The sequence below is a fragment of the Microbacterium sp. GXF6406 genome, from assembly GCF_054798215.1.
Genome location: NZ_JBSJZH010000007.1, coordinates 1 through 16,873, shown reverse-complemented (window position 1 = coordinate 16,873; position 16,873 = coordinate 1). Strand labels below are relative to the sequence as shown.

The 16,873-nt window shown below is 65.3% G+C and carries 12 protein-coding genes and 1 tRNA gene; 5 read left to right on the top strand and 8 right to left on the bottom strand.

Translation table 11 applies throughout. The features are described from left to right. Positions 1-119: 119 nt before the first annotated feature. The 3 genes from ACWAUG_RS05785 (at position 120) to ACWAUG_RS05775 (ending at position 2,194) form a co-directional block, all read left to right on the top strand. Complete coding sequence (locus tag ACWAUG_RS05785) at positions 120-893, top strand: hypothetical protein (protein ID WP_298036519.1); 774 nt, start codon at positions 120-122, stop codon at positions 891-893. Positions 894-997: 104 nt separating this feature from the next. Beyond that, a complete protein-coding gene (locus ACWAUG_RS05780) occupies positions 998-1,570 on the top strand; it encodes a hypothetical protein (RefSeq protein ID WP_460801812.1) in 573 nt (190 codons plus the stop codon). A gap of 120 nt (positions 1,571-1,690) precedes the next feature. Continuing rightward, positions 1,691-2,194, top strand: coding sequence for a DUF3145 domain-containing protein (locus ACWAUG_RS05775; RefSeq protein WP_298036514.1), 504 nt, complete (start codon positions 1,691-1,693; stop codon positions 2,192-2,194). A 143-nt stretch (positions 2,195-2,337) separates the two neighbouring features. Here ACWAUG_RS05775 and ACWAUG_RS05770 read toward each other — a convergent pair whose 3' ends face one another. The 6 genes from ACWAUG_RS05770 to aceE form a co-directional block, all read right to left on the bottom strand. Further along, entirely contained in the window at positions 2,338-3,573 is a 1,236-nt protein-coding gene (locus tag ACWAUG_RS05770) for a beta-ketoacyl-[acyl-carrier-protein] synthase family protein (RefSeq protein ID WP_460801811.1), read from the bottom strand. 103 nt (positions 3,574-3,676) lie between these two features. Further along, positions 3,677-3,925, bottom strand: coding sequence for an acyl carrier protein (locus ACWAUG_RS05765; RefSeq protein WP_298036510.1), 249 nt, complete (start codon positions 3,923-3,925; stop codon positions 3,677-3,679). 68 nt (positions 3,926-3,993) lie between these two features. Further along, entirely contained in the window at positions 3,994-5,001 is a 1,008-nt protein-coding gene (locus ACWAUG_RS05760) for a beta-ketoacyl-ACP synthase III (protein ID WP_298036509.1), read from the bottom strand. Further along, positions 4,998-5,918: an ACP S-malonyltransferase gene (locus ACWAUG_RS05755; protein ID WP_460801810.1), complete on the bottom strand. Its 921-nt coding sequence runs from the start codon at positions 5,916-5,918 to the stop codon at positions 4,998-5,000. Before ACWAUG_RS05755 ends, ACWAUG_RS05760 begins: the two co-directional genes overlap by 4 nt. A 93-nt stretch (positions 5,919-6,011) precedes the next feature. After that, positions 6,012-7,205 carry a PucR family transcriptional regulator gene (locus tag ACWAUG_RS05750; protein ID WP_460801857.1) on the bottom strand — a complete coding sequence of 398 codons (1,194 nt, stop codon included), beginning with the start codon at positions 7,203-7,205 and terminating at the stop codon, positions 6,012-6,014. Positions 7,206-7,236: 31 nt separating this feature from the next. Continuing rightward, complete coding sequence (gene aceE / locus ACWAUG_RS05745; RefSeq protein WP_460801809.1) at positions 7,237-9,963, bottom strand: pyruvate dehydrogenase (acetyl-transferring), homodimeric type; 2,727 nt, start codon at positions 9,961-9,963, stop codon at positions 7,237-7,239. 154 nt (positions 9,964-10,117) lie between these two features. On the opposite strand from aceE, the gene ACWAUG_RS05740 reads away from it, so the two are divergent. After that, positions 10,118-10,190 (top strand) — tRNA-Val (locus tag ACWAUG_RS05740). 269 nt (positions 10,191-10,459) lie between these two features. On the opposite strand, the gene ACWAUG_RS05735 is transcribed toward ACWAUG_RS05740, so the two are convergent. Both ACWAUG_RS05735 and ACWAUG_RS05730 read right to left on the bottom strand, forming a co-directional pair. After that, entirely contained in the window at positions 10,460-12,274 is a 1,815-nt protein-coding gene (locus ACWAUG_RS05735) for a hypothetical protein (RefSeq protein WP_460801808.1), read from the bottom strand. An 11-nt stretch (positions 12,275-12,285) separates the two neighbouring features. Beyond that, positions 12,286-13,215, bottom strand: a complete 930-nt coding sequence (locus ACWAUG_RS05730; RefSeq protein WP_460801807.1) for a hypothetical protein — start codon at positions 13,213-13,215, stop codon at positions 12,286-12,288. A 677-nt stretch (positions 13,216-13,892) separates the two neighbouring features. Here ACWAUG_RS05730 and ACWAUG_RS05725 point away from each other — a divergent pair. After that, positions 13,893-16,793, top strand: coding sequence for an SNF2-related protein (locus ACWAUG_RS05725; RefSeq protein ID WP_460801806.1), 2,901 nt, complete (start codon positions 13,893-13,895; stop codon positions 16,791-16,793). The last annotated feature ends 80 nt before the right edge of the window (positions 16,794-16,873 follow it).

Genomic DNA, 16,873 nt, shown 5'->3' with positions numbered 1-16,873 from the left:
AGCCGCCGTCGAATTTCCACGGTCGTGTCACACGGCCTGTACAGCACCCCCTGTTAGGCTCGCCTTATCAGGGCTTGTTAAAACGTGCTCGCCCGCGATGAAAGGACATGACCTAACTCATGGGATACATCAAATCTGCAGCGCTTGAAGACAAGGGCTTCGTCATCCTCGACAGCTACGGCGCGGAGATGGACCCGAAGGAATGGCTCGACATCGAGTATGTCGACTGGAAGTCCTCTGGCGACACCCGCTTCGCGCCGCTGGCCAGTGCCAAGGGCGAGATCGAGTGCAACGGCTTCTGGAACCACAAGCCGCCGCGCACCGACAAGGACGGCGTCTGGATCGATTCCCAGACCGCGATCGCTCCGACCCTCACCGCACGCGCGCAGGAGCCGGGGGCGAACGTCGGTCGCTGCCGCATCATCGAGCTGCAGCCCACGCCCTACGGCGAGTGCCTCTACAACCTTCACCAGGACGACAACAACCGGCTGAACCCCGACGGCACCGGCTGGGTCGTCCGCGGATTCTTCAACCTCTCCGACGACAAGGACAGCTACTTCGTCCTGCGCGAGAACCGCACCGACCCGAGCATCGAGTACCGCATCGCGCTTCCCGCCGGTGCGCAGCTCATCGTCGACACGCAGCGCCTGTGGCACGCTGCGACGCACAACGGCACCGAGCCGCGCTACTGCCTCATCACGTCGTGGGAGTCCGGCCCCGAGCTCGACGCCTACATCGAGAAGTACAACGGCACCGACCAGCACGAGCAATTCGAGGTCGCGCAGGATGTCCTCGAGGCGGGGTACGCCGAGCAGGCGCGCAAGGACGCCGCTCGCGCTGCCTATTACGCGGCCAAGGGCCAGCAGGCCAAGCTCGCGATGAGCGAGGCATAAGCGCCGAACTTCATGGCCGAGGAGGGGTCCGCGAGCAATCGCGGGCCCTTTCTGCGTGTGAGAGGATGCTTTCCGTGCAGCATCGCTCTCTCCTCCGTGGCGCCGTGATCACGGCCGTCTGTGCTGTTCTGGCGATCAGTTTGACCGGGTGCCAGCAGAACCAGGCCTCACGCGAGGCGTCGACGATGTTCGATGCGGTGAAGGAGATGCCGGGTGTTATCGACGGCTTCCCCTCTAGCCTGGAGATGGCCTTCGGCAGGTCCGCGCACGCGAGCGTCAATCTCCAGATGAAACCCACGGTCACCGCCACTGAAGTCCTCGACGTCGTGACGACCTGGGGAGAAGCACTCGACGATGACTCGAGTACACTCGCGGATATCGAGATCCGTATCGGAGAGGGGTGCCGACTCGCCGTCGACGGCAACGCGGATGACCCCCGCCTGCCAGACACTGCAGATTTTTTCGTCGCGCTGTGCAATGAGTTCCCGCAGGGAAGGTCGCAGATCGAGCTCATCTGGTACGGCCGCCATGTGACGATCAATACGCAGATGCCTCTCGGCAAGGAAGAACTCGATGCTCTTGCCGAGCACGTTCGTGGGCTGCCGGGAGCACAGGTCGATGACGATAGCTGGCGTATTTTCGGCGAAGATCGTGTGCCGGAGTACTACCGGTGGTGAGTGAATCACCTGCTTGTGATTCCGGGCGTGTTGGGTGAGAATGTCCTCATAACCGCATATCGTCCGCCACTTCGTGGATCAGGTCGTAGGGGAAGACGCACCTGACGAAACGGAGAGATCATGGCGACGGCTTACGCACGCGGAGTGGTGTATGTCCACTCGGCGCCTCGCGCGCTCTGCCCACACCTCGAATGGGCTGTCGGGCGCGCTCTCGGTCGTGCAGTGAATTTCGACTGGACGGATCAGCCCGTCCTCGAAGGCGCCCGACGCACCGAGTTCTATTGGGACGGTCCCGCGGGCACCGGAGCCCAGATGGCCACGGCGATGCGCGGCTGGGAGCATCTGCGCTTCGAGATCACCGAGGATGCCACGGCGCGCAATGACGGCGGCCGGTGGATGCATACTCCGGATCTCGGCATCCACTACGCGCAGACCGACGCGGCCGGCAACGTCGTGATCGGGGAGGATCGCATCCGATATGCGATGGAGATCGCTGCGGGCGATGCTTTCGAACTGCAGCGAGAACTCGGTGTCGCTCTGGGATCTGCCTGGGATGACGAGCTCGAGCCCTTCCGCAACGTCGGTGATGCTGCCAGCGTCGTCTGGCTCCACAAGGTCGGGTGAGTGCGGCCGATAAGACTCGGCGCGGGAGGCACGAGTATCGGAGGCAGGTGACGAGTCCCGGCGTCTGAGAACGTGAATCCCGCTCCAACGCTGAAGGTCCTGTCCCCGAGCGGGGACAGGACCTTCAGCGTTGGACGAGCGACTCAGCCGGCGTAATCGGCGAACGCGACGACGGCGTTGTGCCCGCCGAAGCCGAACGAGTTGCTGATCGCCAGCTGCGGGCCGTCACCGAGCGCCTGGGCGTCGCGTGATACGCGCAGCGGGATCTCGGGGTCCTGCGTGGTGATGTTGATCGTCGGCGGCGCGATGCGGTCGCGGATCGCGAGCACCGCGAAGATCGCTTCGAGCGCTCCTGTGCCGCCCAGCAGGTGTCCGGTGGCGGACTTGGTGGCCGAGACGGGGATCTCGTGCACGCGGTCGCCGATGACGTTCTTCAACGCCGTGTACTCGTTCGGGTCGCCGACCGGGGTCGAGGTCGCGTGCGCGTTGATGTGGGTGATGTCGTCCGGGGTGCGCCCGGCGGATTCGAGAGCGAGCTTGACTGCGCGCTCTGCGCCCTCGGGGGCATTCGCGGTGATGTGGTAGGCGTCTGCCGTCACGCCACCGCCGACGAGCTCGGCGTAGATCTTGGCGCCGCGCGCCTTGGCGTGCTCCTCGGTCTCGAGGATGAGCACGGCCGCGCCCTCGCCCATGACGAAGCCGTCGCGGTCGACGGAGTACGGACGCGATGCGGTCGCGGGGTCATCATTGCGGCGGGACAGCGCCTGCATGGAAGCGAAGGAGGCGATCGTGATGGGGTGGATGGCCGATTCGGTTCCACCGGCGATGACGACGTCGGCCAGGCCCGCCTGGAGGTGCTCGTAGGCGTTCACGAGCGACTCGGTGCTCGACGCGCAGGCCGAGGCCACGGTGCGCGCGAAGGCGCGGGCGGTGAAGTGGAGGGAGAGATTGCCGGCGGCGGAGTTCGGCATGAGCATGGGCACCGTCATCGGCATGACACGGCGCGGGCCCTTTTCGCGGAGGGTGTCCCAGGCGTCGAGCAGCGTCCAGACGCCGCCGATGCCTGTGGCGAAATCGACGCCCAGGCGTTCGGGGTCGACATCAGGCGAGCCCGCATCCTCCCACGCTTCCATGGCGGCGATGAGCGCGAACTGCGATGACGGGTCGAGGCGCTTGGCCACCGGACGGGCAAGGACTTCCTCCGGACGCACGGACGCTTCCGCGGCGAAGGTCACGGGGAGTCCGAGTTCGGCCACCCACTCATGTGCGAGGGACTTGCCGCCGGAAACGCCGGCGAGCAGATTGGTCCAGTTCTCGGGGGCCGTACCGCCGATGGCGGAGGTGGCACCGATGCCGGTGACGACGATGCGCTTGGTCATGGGGTGTGGGTTCCTTGTCGAACGAAAAGCGGGGTGTTCTCGAGTGAAGGGAAAGCGGCGGATGCCACACCCCGCGAAGAGCGGGGGTGGCATCCGTCAGATGTCACTCCTGGCCGGAGACGATGAAGGAGACGGCGTCGTTGACGGTCTTGAGGTTCTTGACCTCGTCGTCGGGGATCGTGACGCCGAACTTCTCCTCGGCGTTGACGACGATCGTCATCATGGAGATCGAGTCGATGTCGAGGTCGTCGGTGAAGGACTTCTCGAGGGCGACCTCCGAGGCGTCGATGCCGGTCTCGTCGGTGATGAGCTCTGCGAGGCCGGCGAGGACCTCATCCTGGGTGAAAGCCATGTGGTTTTCCTCTTTCTTGCGGGTTGTATTCGGAACCGATGAACAGTTTAGGGAACCGGCGGGCCGGATCAGGGGAGGACGACGACCTGCGCTGCGAAAACGAGGCCCGCGCCGAAGCCGATCTGCAGCGCCAGACCCCCGGAAAGCTCCGGGTGCTCCGCCATCAGGCGGTGGCTGGCGAGCGGGATGGACGCCGCGGACGTGTTGCCCGTCGTCTCGATGTCTCGCGCGATGACGGTCGTCTCAGGCAGCTTCAGCTGCTTGGCGAATTCGTCGATGATGCGCATGTTCGCCTGGTGGGGGATGAAGGCGGCCAGGTCGCCGGGTTCGATGCCCGCGGCCTCGATCGCACGGCGGGCGACCTTCGCCATTTCCCAGACGGCCCAGCGGAAAACCGTCTGGCCCTCCTGTCGGAGCGTCGGCCAGGGGATCTCGCCATCGCCGTCGCGGTACTCGGTGAGCGTATGGTTCATGCCGACCGCTCCGGCCTTCGAACCGTCTGAGCCCCAAATCGCGGGTGCGATGCCGGGGGTTTCGCTGGGCCCGATGAGCGCAGCGCCTGCACCGTCACCGAGAAGGAAGGAGATGCTGCGGTCGGTCGGGTCGACGATGTCGGAGAGCTTCTCCGTGCCGATGACGAGGGCGTACCGTGCCGCACCGGCGCGGATCAGCGCATCCGCCTGGGCGATGGCATAGGCGTAACCGGCGCAGGCGGCGTTGACGTCGTATGCCGCGGCGGGGTTCGCGCCGACGCGGTCGGCCACGATCGCAGAGACCGAGGGCGACTGCTTCGGGTTGCTGATCGTCGCGACGATCACCAGATCGACGTCGGATGCCGGGATGCCGGCTGTGGCGATCGCCTCAGCGCCCGCATCCGCGGCGAGGTCGATGGCATTGGTCTCGGCGTTGGCCCGCGTGCGGGTGATGATGCCGGTGCGCTGACGGATCCACTCATCGCTGGAGTCGATCGGTTCGATGAGGTCATCATTCGGGACGGCGTTCTCACCGCGCGCCGCACCGTAGGCGAGGATGCGCGTGTACTGGGGGCCGGTGGCCTGCTTCAGGGTGATGCTCATGCGGCTGCTCCGTTCAGCAGCTCAGCCGCTGCATCGAGATCTTCGGGGGTCTTGACGGCCACGGTCGGCGTGCCGCGGAGTCCGCGCTTGGCGAGACCCGTGAGCGCCCCGGCGGGGGCGAGTTCGATCATGCCGCTGATACCTGCGTCGGTGAAGCTCGACATGCACTGATCCCAGCGGACAGGCGAGGAGATCTGATCGACGATGAGGTCGAGCGCAGCGCTTCCCGATTGCACCACGGAACCATCGCGGTTCGTCCAGAGCGTGATGCTCGGATCGTTCGCAGCGACATCGGCGACCGCCGAGCGGAGTGCGTCTACGGCCGAGGCCATGTAGGCCGTGTGGAAGGCGCCCGCGACCTGGAGCGGGATGACGCGCGTTCCACTGAGCGGGGCTTCGGCGAGTTCTGCGAGGGACGCCAGGGCGCCGGCCACGACGATCTGGCCGCCGCCGTTGTAGTTCGCGGGGGAGAGGTTCAGCTCATCCAAACGTGCCAGAAGTGCATCTTCGTCTCCTCCGAGGACCGCGCTCATGCCCGTCGGCGTCTGTGCCGCGGCATCCGCCATGGCTCGCCCGCGGATGCCGACGAGACGCATTGCGTCCGCCGCGCTGATCACGTCTGCGCCGACGACGGCCGCGAGCTCGCCGACCGAATGGCCGGCGATGCCATCGGCGGTTCGTCCCGCACGTGCCCGAAGCGCGTCTCCGGCGATCAGCGAGGCGGCGACGATCAGAGGCTGGGCGATGCGCGTGTCGCGGATCGTGTCGGCATCGGATTCCGTGCCGTGCCGGATGAGGTCGACCTCAGCGGCCTCGGAGTATGCGGCGAGAGCCTCGCCGACTCCGTCGAGTTCGAGCCAGGGAGCGAGGAAGCCGGGGGTCTGAGAGCCCTGTCCAGGGCAGGCTACGACAATCACCTGTCCAGTCTGCCAAGGATCGCACCCAGACGGTGGATGAACCCTCACAAGATTCGGTGAATCCTTTATGGGTGTCACACAGGGGCGTGGGGGTCAGCGCGAACGACGGCCCGAAGGGCGCCGGCGGACGCTCTCGCTCGTGCCGATGGAGCCCAGAATCAACGCCGTCTGCAGGATCAGCGCCTCGCGCGGACCCGTGGCGTCCCAGCCGATGACCTCGCTGACACGTTTGAGTCGATAGCGGACCGTGTTCGGGTGAACGAATAGCTCCCGCGCAGTTGCTTCGAGCGAGCGGCCGTTGTCGAGGTAGCTCCACAGGGTGGTGACGAGATCCGTCGAGTGCGCCTGAAGCGGACGGTAGATGCGATCGATCAGCGTCTGCTTCGCCAGAGGGTCTCCGGCCAGGGCCCGCTCGGGAAGCAGATCATCAGCTTCGACCGGACGAGGAGCAGTGCGCCATGCGCGGGCGACCGCAAAACCGGCCAGCGCCGCGCGCGCGCTCTGCCCGGCGTCCACGAGCGCGGCCACCGGAGGGCCGAGGACGACGAATCCCGGGCCGAAAGACGACTCGAGGCGTGCTGCGATCTCCTCGAAGGCGAGGTCGTCCTCGGCTTCCTCCCGACCGGCCATCTGGGCCCGGCCGAGGACGAGCACGAGGCGCGAACCCTGAACGCCGATGAGTACATCGACGGCGAGTTTTCGCGCGGTGCGGCGGACATGATCGACGTCGAACTGCGGGGGAGTCGTTCCCACGAGCACGCAGACCTCGCCGTGGCCATGCCAGCCGAGCGCCGCGATGCGACTGGGCAGCTCCTCATCGGCCTCGCCGGTGAGGATCGAGTCGACGACGAGGGCTTCCAGCCGAGCATCCCACAGGCCGCGCGCCTCCGCGGCGCGGGCGTAGACATCGGCAGCGGCGAACGCCACATCACGCGAATAGAGGAGGATCGCTTCCCGCAGGACCTCGTCCTTGTCGGCGATGCGCTCCTCGGTGATCTCGACCGTGACGCGGATCAGCTGCAACGTCTGCGTCAGGCTGACGCTGCGCAGCAGCTCTCGCGGAGCCGCGGCGAAGATATCCGCTGCGATCCACGGGGTCGACGTCGGATCATCGAACCACTGGATGAACGAGGTTATGCCCGCCTGGGCCACCAGCCCGACCGCAGAGCGGCGGGCTGGTGGCATGTCGGCGTACCAGGGCAGCGTCTCTTCCAGACGCTGGATCGTCGCCGTCGCCAGGTCGCCGGAGATCCGGCGGAGCCAGGCGAGGGTGGCGTCCTTGTCCATCGAGGAGGCAGACGACGCGGTCACGCGCCGCTCAGCTCTCGCCGCCGGCGTTTCCGCTCGTACCGGCGTTGACGTTGTGCAGGTCGTACTTCGCGATCGCCTCAGCGATCTTCGAACGCTCGATCTGCCCCTTGTCGGCGAGCCCCTGCAGGGCGCGGACGACCATGGACGGACCATCGATCTTGAAGTAGCGGCGTGCAGCGGCACGCGTGTCGGCGAAGCCGAAGCCGTCAGCGCCGAGCGTGTAGTAATCGCCCGGGATCCACTGGCGAACCTGGTCCTGGACCGCGTGCATGAAGTCGCTCGTCGCGATGAACGGGCCCTCGGCGCCCTGCAGCTTCTGCGTCAGGTACGCGACCTTCGGCTCGGCCTCGGGGTGGAGGAAGTTGTGCTCGTCGGCGGCGAGGCCGTCGCGGCGCAGCTCATTCCAGCTGGTGACGGACCAGACGTCGGCGGTCACGCCCCAATCCTTGGCCAACAGTTCCTGGGCCTCGATGGCCCACGGCACGCCGACGCCCGAGGCGAGCAGCTGCACGCGGGGCCCGGTGCCCTCGCCGACAGAGACGCGGTGGATGCCCTTGAGGATTCCCTCGACATCGACGTCTTCCGGCTCAGCCGGCTGCTTCAACGGCTCGTTGTAGACCGTCAGGTAGTACATGACATCGGGGTCGGGGTGGTTGCCGCCGTACATGCGCTCGATGCCGGCCTGGACGATGTGCGAGACCTCGTAGCCGTAGGCCGGGTCGTAGGACAACGTCGACGGGTTGGTCGATGCCAGCAACGGCGAGTGGCCGTCGGCGTGCTGCGTGCCCTCACCGGTCAGCGTCGTGCGGCCGGCGGTCGCGCCGATGACGAAACCGCGCGCCATCTGGTCGGCTGCCGCCCAGAAGGCGTCACCGGTGCGCTGGTAGCCGAACATCGAGTAGAAGATGTAGATCGGGATCAGCGGCTCGCCGTGCGTCGAGTACGCCGTGCCGGTGGTGGTGAACGCCGCGGTGGCGCCCGCCTCGTTGATGCCGACGTGCATGATCTGGCCCTGCGGGCTCTCCTTGTAGGCAAGGAGCAGCTCGCGGTCGACGGCCGTGTAGTTCTGGCCGTTGGGGTTGTAGATCTTCGCGGTCGGGAAGTAGGCGTCCATGCCGAAGGTGCGCGCCTCGTCCGGGATGATCGGCACGACGCGCTCTCCGAAGCCCTTGACCTTCATGAGGTCCTTGAGCATGCGGACGAACGCCATGGTCGTCGCGACTTCCTGGTTGCCCGAGCCCTTCTTGGGGAAGGCGTAGTCCTTGTCCTCGGGGAGCGTGAGCCCGACGTGGGTCGAGCGGCGCTCGGGGAGGAAGCCGCCGAGGTCGCGACGGCGGTCCAGCATGTACTGGATCGTCTCGTCCTGCGCGCCCGGGTGGTAGTACGGCGGGCGGTACGGGTCGGCCTCGAGCTGAGCGTCGGTGACCGGGATCTGCATGGTGTCGCGGAAGAGCTTCAGATCATCCAGCGTCATCTTCTTCATCTGGTGGGTCGCGTTGCGGCCCTCGAAGTGCGGACCGAGGCCGTAGCCCTTGACGGTCTTGGCGAGGATGACGGTCGGCTGACCCTTGTGCTCCATGGCCGCCTTGTAGGCTGCGTACACCTTGCGGTAGTCGTGGCCGCCGCGGCGCAGCTTCCAGATCTGGTCGTCGGTGTAGTCCTTGACCAGGGCCGCAGTGCGCTCATCGCGACCGAAGAAGTGGTCACGGACGAAGGCGCCGCTCTCGGCCTTGTAGGTCTGGTAGTCGCCGTCGGGCGTGGCGTTCATCAGGTTGAGCAGCGCACCGTCGGTGTCTCGGGAGAGCAGGTCGTCCCACTCGCGGCCCCAGACGACCTTGATGACGTTCCAGCCGGCGCCGCGGAAGTACGACTCCAGCTCCTGAATGATCTTGCCGTTGCCGCGGACCGGGCCGTCGAGGCGCTGCAGGTTGCAGTTGATCACGAAGGTGAGGTTGTCGAGGCCCTCGTTCGCTGCGACCTGCAGCTGCCCGCGGGATTCGACCTCATCCATCTCGCCGTCGCCGAGGAACGCCCACACGTGGGAGTCGGAGACGTCCTTGATGCCGCGGTTAGCGAGGTACTTGTTCGTCATCGCCTGGTAGATGGCGTTGATCGGGCCGAGGCCCATCGAGACGGTGGGGAACTGCCAGAAGTCGCGCATCATGCGCGGGTGCGGGTACGACGGGATGCCGTTCGGCGCGCCGGACTTCTCCTGACGGAACGCGTCGAGCTGGTTCTCGCTCAGACGGCCCTCGAGGAACGCGCGAGCGTACATGCCGGGAGAGGCGTGGCCCTGGTAGAAGATCTGGTCGCCACCGGAGGGGTGATCCTGACCGCGGAAGAAGTGGTTGTGGCCGACTTCGTACAGCGAAGCTGCCGAGGCGTAGGTCGAGATGTGACCGCCGACCCCGATGCCGGGGCGCTGTGCACGGTGCACCGTGACCGCGGCGTTCCAGCGGATCCAGTGGCGGTAACGGCGCTCGAGCTCTTCATCGCCGGGGAATTCCGGCTCGCTCTCGGACGCGATGGTGTTGATGTAGTCGGTGGTCGGAACCATCGGCACGTTGAGGTGCAGCTCCTTCGAGCGCTTGAGCATGCTGAGCATGATCTCGCGGCCGCGACCGGGGCCCTTGACGTCGACGAGCTCGTCAAGAGACTGCTGCCATTCGCCGGTCTCCTCCGGATCGCTGTCGAGGGGGCCCTGGGAGTACGGATCCTGGTCGTGAACGGTCACGTGGAGCCTTTCGTCAAGCTGGCAGGTCTTGCCAAGGAAACGGGAAGCGACGCGGGAAGCCTTGTCGGCACAGCACAACGCGCGCTTGGTTCAGCCTAACCCCCATTGAGGTGTGCGGCGCGCAACTGTGACATGGATATGATGGAAAGCACCAGGGCCTTTAGCTCAGCTGGTAGAGCGCCACGTTTACACCGTGGATGTCGTCGGTTCGATCCCGGCAGGGCCCACATCGGGGCGTTTGCGAAACTCCGCGATTCGGTTTGCGAAACTCGCGGCAGCGTCTGAATCGGGCGCTGAACGGGCGTTGGTTGCGTAGTTTTCGGCTGTCAGCGCGTCGGTATCATCTTTGGCCCGCAGCCTGAGCGTATCGATGGACTCCAGCCGTCAGATCGGCGGCTGTTCAGCCTCGGTTCTCGAGATTTCACCGTGCGCGTGACCGTTTTCGGGTACGCCAATGGCCCCGAGGCGTCTCTCGGGGCGTTGTCCGCGATTCTCACTAGCTGACCTTCGGCCTGCCTGGTGTCCAAGCTGGCTTGTCGAGGTCCGGCAGGTGGTCCTGAAGGCTGCTGTTCAGTCGGCGTGCGCGGCGTGCCGGCTGGGTGATGTCGATCGCCTGTTCAACGGCTCGCGCTGCGCGCTTTTCGAGGTAGTTGCGCACGGCGCGGATGTTTGCGGCTGAGACCATTAGCGCGATGGCGATGAGCTGCTTGCCGTAGCCGCGCATGCGGCGCAGGCCCGGCTGGTCGAGGCGGTTGTAGATGTCCTCTTTGACATGGCCGTTCGCCCCTTCGACGCAGTTGCGTGGACCGTTGTAGTGAGCGATCCATTCAGGACTCATGTACTGGTACTTCTGCCAGTACCGAGCGATGTCGTCGTCGGCAAAGTCGATCGTCACTGACGCCTGTTCACAGATCGCCCCTGCGGGCTGGTCGCCGGTCTGGGTGATGGGCAGGTTCCAACGGACGTTCGGAGCCGCAGAGGTCTTGGCGAGTTCACGAATGGGGCAGCGCACGGACGGATACTTGCCCAGCGCTGGGCACGAGAACCGCATGCGACCATGCTCGTCGGCCGACTGCTTGAGCTTGACGAGGTACGGGGTTCGTTTTGCGATGAGCGCCTGGTACTCGGCGTCGCTGATCTCGCGTTTGGCGTGACGGATCGAGATGTCATAGAGGTGCTTCGGCATCCCCGGCGAATACAAGTTGCCGTCGATGAACAGCATGCCTTTGTAATTGCCGCGCAGCCCAAGCTGTGCGCGCGGGATGGAATGTACCGGTTCGTAACCGAGGGCGCGCGCGGGGCGCTGGAGCACGTCGGGTTTCGCCATCGGGAAGTAGAGCCGGTCGGAGACGACTTCTCCGGCGGGGTGGCCGCGGTCGGCCAGGCTCGCAAGTAGCGTCGCTGCGGCCTCACCGGGCGAGTAGCCGGGAGCGTTGAGCGTCATCGAGGCGACGAGCTTCGGAAAATCTTCACTGGTGCGGCCGTTCGCGAGCACGGGTCCTGCTTGAACGGCGAAGTGGGCTTCGCCACCGAACTTCGATTGCGGGTCCATGGGGCGCTTGCCGTCAGAGGGTTCACCGTGGTCGCCGTCCCGGTAGTACCAATAGGCCCAGGATTCTGGCGAAAGCGTTAGATCCCGGTCGAATCCGGGCTTATTCAGGCCACGCGGGCTCCCGCGCTTGCCGTACACCCGCAGCGCGGTCGCGTCGATGCATACGGTCCCGTCCCACGCAGCCCGGTACTGCTCGGGCAGCACACGCAGCGACGCTTCGATGAGCAAGTTCGACAAGCGCAGCCCGCGGGCGACTCGTCGCTGGGCTTCTTCGGGGTTGGTGGCGTCGACGATGTCGAAATACTCCTGCGCGGGACGACGATGCCCCGATAGGCCGAGGAACGGGCTGGTGAGGTTCGACAGACGCTGGAAGCTGCGCTGCACCTGCATATACCGCGACGTGTCCCGGACGGGCTCTTGCTCGGGAAGTTTCATGTATCGGCGCACCGCTACCGGCAGGCGCTTCGCGATCGCCTTCGAGATCGTGGTAATTAGGGCGTTCTCTTCACCCACGAGCAACGTATGGGCGACCAGCAGCACGTCGACAGGGTCGAGCACGACCCGGCGCCCACCCTGCACCGGCTTCAGCCCCCGCTCGACGCGAGCGGCGTCACGAGCGGCAGCGTCCTCCGCGAACCACTCGCCAACAAGATCACGAATACCCAGCTGCTTGTAAAGACGGGCGAGCTCGTAGAACACGCCCTCGTCGAGGTCGGGCTTGCGGCCCTTCAGAATCGCTGGGAACTCGACTTCTGCCACCTGCACCGCCGTCACTGCGCACCCCCGTCGGGGACAGCGCGAAGGCGGCGGTCGAGGAATGTCTGCGCGCGCAGCATATGCCGCACCGCCACGAACTCCGCCTCGGGCACGAGCGGCAGGTACGAGTACAACGACGCCGCTTCCTGCAGCCCCGCGGCCCGCACGAGCACATCGAACGGCACCCGCGCGACCAGGTGACCGACAATCCACGTCGCCCGCAACCGGTACGCGTTCGGCGCGTTCTCACGCTGGTGCGTCGTCGCGAGGAAGTCGCTGCCGGCATTGGTGAGCGAGCGTTTCGTGGCGATGCGGCCGGGGCGGAACAGGAACTCGCCCTCGTCGAGCGGTTCGGCGGCGGTCTCGATGATTTCTTCCCACTCGGCCCGCACCGGCACCTGCCGGCCATCAGCGGGCGAGGTCACCACGACGCCCTCGTTGTCGACGTGGATGTGCCGGGTGGTGAGTGCGTTGATCTCGCGCATCTTGAACCCCGCCCCGAGCCCGAGCGCGAGGATCACGTTCGCGTTGCGCCGCAGGTGCTGCGTGGGCTGCCCGTTCGCCCACCGATACAGGGCCTCGACCTCGTCGTTCGTGTACGGGGTGGTGGCCTTGCGCTGCTGGATCGGCTCGATCGGCGACGGCGTCATCGACGCCGGCAACAGCGCCGCACTCGCCGCGAACAACTGCGACCGGTACGAGGCCCGCGTTTTCTCTGTCACGTGCGGGATCGCGGTCGCGATGTAGAACGACACCATGTCCCGTCCAAACAGCAGCACCCGGTCGAGCTCGTAGCCTTCGGCGAAGCGGGCCCAGGCGACGTATCGGGCGACGAGGTTGTAGTAGCCCGGGTCACGCCGGCCCCGGTTCGCGGGATGCGCCCATAGGTCATCGCAGACCTGGTCGACGAAGTCCCGGATCTGCGCCCACTGCGCATCCGTCACTGCAACCGGTCTACCAACCAGACTTCTCACGCCCGCGCGCCTCCCATCGGCGCTCGTTCGGGCGCCTACTTCGGCTATGCGCGGTCGCACGAACGAGGCACCCAGACGGTGAAGGTGGTGGCCGGTACGGGAGCGGCGGCCCCGTTCACGCCCTGTGCGGGGGACGTCGTGCCGCGCGGTGCGGGTCCGGGCTTAGTGAACCCCGACAGCTCGAGCACTGCGTAGCGCCGTTCCGAGGCGCCTCGCAGCAACAGCCGGTCAGCCGGCGTGAAGGGGAGACAAGGCTCAATGGCGGCAGCTGGCGACTGGGCGGAGGTGGTGTCTGTCATGCCGGCCCCTATGCCCGGACCGACCTATACGGTGACGGACACCCGCGATACGGGGCCCGATATGCCAGATCAGGGCGTGATTTGAGCGGGATAGTGCCGGGCGTGTCGCGAGCCTTCCTTGCGGGCGGCTTTGGCGCACGAAGCACCCTCATGGGTGCGTCTTTGCTTCGATGTCCGACCGCACGACTATGTTGAGCTACAACATTTTGCGTTCAAGTCGAGACATGTTCTCGGCGCGAAGGAGTACGACCCGATGACCCCCCAGATCGGCCCATCTCTCTCTCCGCGACGGCCTCATAGCCGTCGCGGAACTCTGGTCATGCCCCAGAGCCAGTGGGAGTCAGATCGATGAGCCGCCCACTCACGAGCTACCAGGCGAAGTATTACGCGCACGAGTTGCAGCGCAGCTACGCGAACGACCACGTCGGCAAGCTGGCCGGCCTGTTGTTCGACGCGCAGGTGGAGCCCAAGCCCCACCAGATCGATGCTGCGCTGTTCGCCCTGCAGACGCCATTCCTGCCGGGCGTGATCCTCGCCGACGAGGTGGGACTTGGAAAGACGATCGAAGCGGGCATCGTCATTTCGCAATACTGGGCCGAACGGCGCCGCAGCATTCTGATCATCGCTCCGTCGAGCCTTCGCCAGCAGTGGCAGCAGGAGCTGCAAGAGAAGTTCCTGATCCCTTCCACGATCCTCGACCCGAAATCGAAGGAGGCGCTGCTTGCCGAGGTGGGGAGGCGCTCGGCCCAGGTGCTGATCTGTTCTTACGAGTTCGCGCTCAGGCACGAGACCTCACTGCTTAAGTCCTGGGATCTTGTGGTCGCCGATGAAGCCCACAGGCTACGGAACTACTGGACGGGGAAGACAAAGGCTCCTGAAGCGGTAGCTCACATAGTGCAGGGCGCGCACAAGACGGTATTGCTCACGGCAACGCCGCTGCAGAACAAGCTCGAGGAACTGTACGGCCTCGTCTCGATATTCGACCCTGACTACTTCTACTCGCTCGACGCATTCCGCGAGCGCTACATCAAGAGCCGTGACCTGACCGGCGATAATGACCTGGTCGAACGCGTCGCGATGATCTCGAAGCGCACCCTGCGCCGCGACGCCGACAAGTACATCCACTTCACCAAGCGTCTGCCGCTGACGGTCGAGTTCACGCCGTCCCCGGACGAAGTCCGGCTCTACGACCTCGTGAACGATTATCTGCAGCGCGATGAGCTCTTCGCATTCGCCGGCAGCCAACGCCACCTGTCTGCTCTGATCATCCGCAAACGCCTCGGCTCGTCAACCTACGCCGTGGCAAGCACCCTGGAGAACATCGCTAACCGCCTGGCCGATGAGGTTGCCACTGGACAGCGCCGCGACCGACGCGGTGGCCTCGTAACCATGGACTTCGGCGTCGATGACGAGATCACGAACGAAGAACTCGAAGAGGCCGAAGAAATCACGGGAGCAGGCGCCACCTCACGCTCGTCACCCACGCCCTTCGACGCTTCGACGCTGGAGGCGATGCGCGCCGAAGTCGCCGAGTTGCGAGAGTACGCGGCATTAGCGCGCTCCATCACAGAGAATCAAAAGGCCGTCAAGCTCAGTGAAGCGCTCGACCTCGGCTTCGAACGGCTGCGCGAGCTTGGCGCACCCGAGAAAGCCATCATCTTCACCGACTCCACCAAGACGCAGGACTACATCGCACGCTCGCTCAACGAAACAGGCCGCGGAGAGGGTCTCGTCCTGTTCAACGGCTCGAACAACAGCCCGGAACAGACCACGATCTACCAGGCATGGCTCAAGAAGAACCGCGACGGTGACCTCATCACGGGAATTGCCGCCGTGGACCGGCGTAAAGCGCTCGTCGACTACTTCCGCACCGAGGGCACGATCATGATCGCCACCGAGGCCGCGGCCGAGGGCATCAACCTGCAGTTCTGCTCAATGCTCGTCAACTACGACCTGCCCTGGAACCCACAGCGCGTCGAACAGCGCATCGGCCGCGTGCACCGCTTCGGGCAAAAGCACAACGTCGTCGTCGTGAACTTCTCAAACAAGGGCAACATCGCCGAACAGCGCATCCTCGAGCTCCTGACCAACAAATTTCAGCTGTTCTCGAGCGTGTTCGGTGCCAGTGACGAAGTGCTCGGCGCGATCGAAGACGGACTCGACTTCGAGAAGACCATCAGCGACATCCTCACGCGCTGCAAGACCGCCGACGAGCTGGACGACGCCTTCAAAGAACTGGAATCTCAATACGCAAGTGAGATCTCCAAAGAGATGGCCAGCGCCAAAGCGAAAGTCTTCGACAACCTCGACCCCCACGTCCAGGATCGCCTCAAAGCCTATGACGATCAATCTGGCGAGGTCCTCAACAAATTCGAGCGCCTGCTGCTCGCGGTAACTCGACACGAACTGGCCGAGCACGCCACCTTCGAGGGCGACGGGCGCACCTTCGTGCTGAACGAGTCGCCCGTGAGGGATGCGTCGACCGGGCGCTACTTCTTCAAGTCCCAGCCGCTGGAGAACGCCCACCAGTACCGATACGCGAGCCCGCTGGCTCAGCACGTCGTCGAGACCGCCAAGATCCACGACACCCCGGCACGCGAGCTGACCTTCTCGCTAAGCCAGTCGAAGCGCGTGAGCAGCGCGATCCGGGCGCTAGAAGGCGCGAGTGGCGAGCTGACCGTGAGCGTTGCGACCTTCCGCATGAAAGCACGCGATGAGGACATCTCCGAGTCCTATATGCTCGCCGGCGCCCTGACCGATGACGGCCACTGGCTCGACGAAGAATACGTCGCAGACATCTTGGACCTCACCTGCATCGAGATCGGCGAGACGCCGGTGGCGATCGACGCGGCACGCTTCACGCCGCACCTGGACACTCGACGGGCTGAGCTGGAGAAGGAAGTCCAGGGCCGCAACTCCCGCTACTACGACCAGCAGGAGGAACTGCTTTACCGCAACCAGCAGGATCGCAAGGCCGAACACGAAGGCAAGATCCGTGAGTACCGCGCCAAGGAGAAGGAAGCTCGCAAGCTCGCCCGGCAGGCTGACGATCCGATGGAGCAGCTACGTCTCAAGAAAGAGGCCCGGAAGTGGGAGCAGCGTGCCGAGGAGGCCGACGAGGACTTCCGGGACGCGCGCAAGAAGCTCCGCGCTGAAGCCGACAAATACCTGGAGCTGATCGAGCAGTCGCTCCAGGGAACCCAGGAGACCGAGCACCTATTCACGATCCGCTGGCGGATCGCCACATAAACCGGCTCATCGCAATCGAGGGTGTAGGTGGGGTCTGAATCCTCCGGCTTCGAGTAGCGATCTGGCAACATAGTTCGTCA

Coding starts and splice junctions, on each gene's coding strand:
- ACWAUG_RS05725 (WP_460801806.1), top strand. CDS start 13,893: ATGAGCCGCCCACTCACGAGCTACCAGGCGAAGTATTACGCGCACGAG.
- ACWAUG_RS05765 (WP_298036510.1), bottom strand. CDS start 3,925: ATGGCTTTCACCCAGGATGAGGTCCTCGCCGGCCTCGCAGAGCTCATC.
- ACWAUG_RS05775 (WP_298036514.1), top strand. CDS start 1,691: ATGGCGACGGCTTACGCACGCGGAGTGGTGTATGTCCACTCGGCGCCT.
- ACWAUG_RS05770 (WP_460801811.1), bottom strand. CDS start 3,573: ATGACCAAGCGCATCGTCGTCACCGGCATCGGTGCCACCTCCGCCATC.
- ACWAUG_RS05760 (WP_298036509.1), bottom strand. CDS start 5,001: ATGAGCATCACCCTGAAGCAGGCCACCGGCCCCCAGTACACGCGCATC.
- ACWAUG_RS05785 (WP_298036519.1), top strand. CDS start 120: ATGGGATACATCAAATCTGCAGCGCTTGAAGACAAGGGCTTCGTCATC.
- ACWAUG_RS05750 (WP_460801857.1), bottom strand. CDS start 7,205: ATGGACAAGGACGCCACCCTCGCCTGGCTCCGCCGGATCTCCGGCGAC.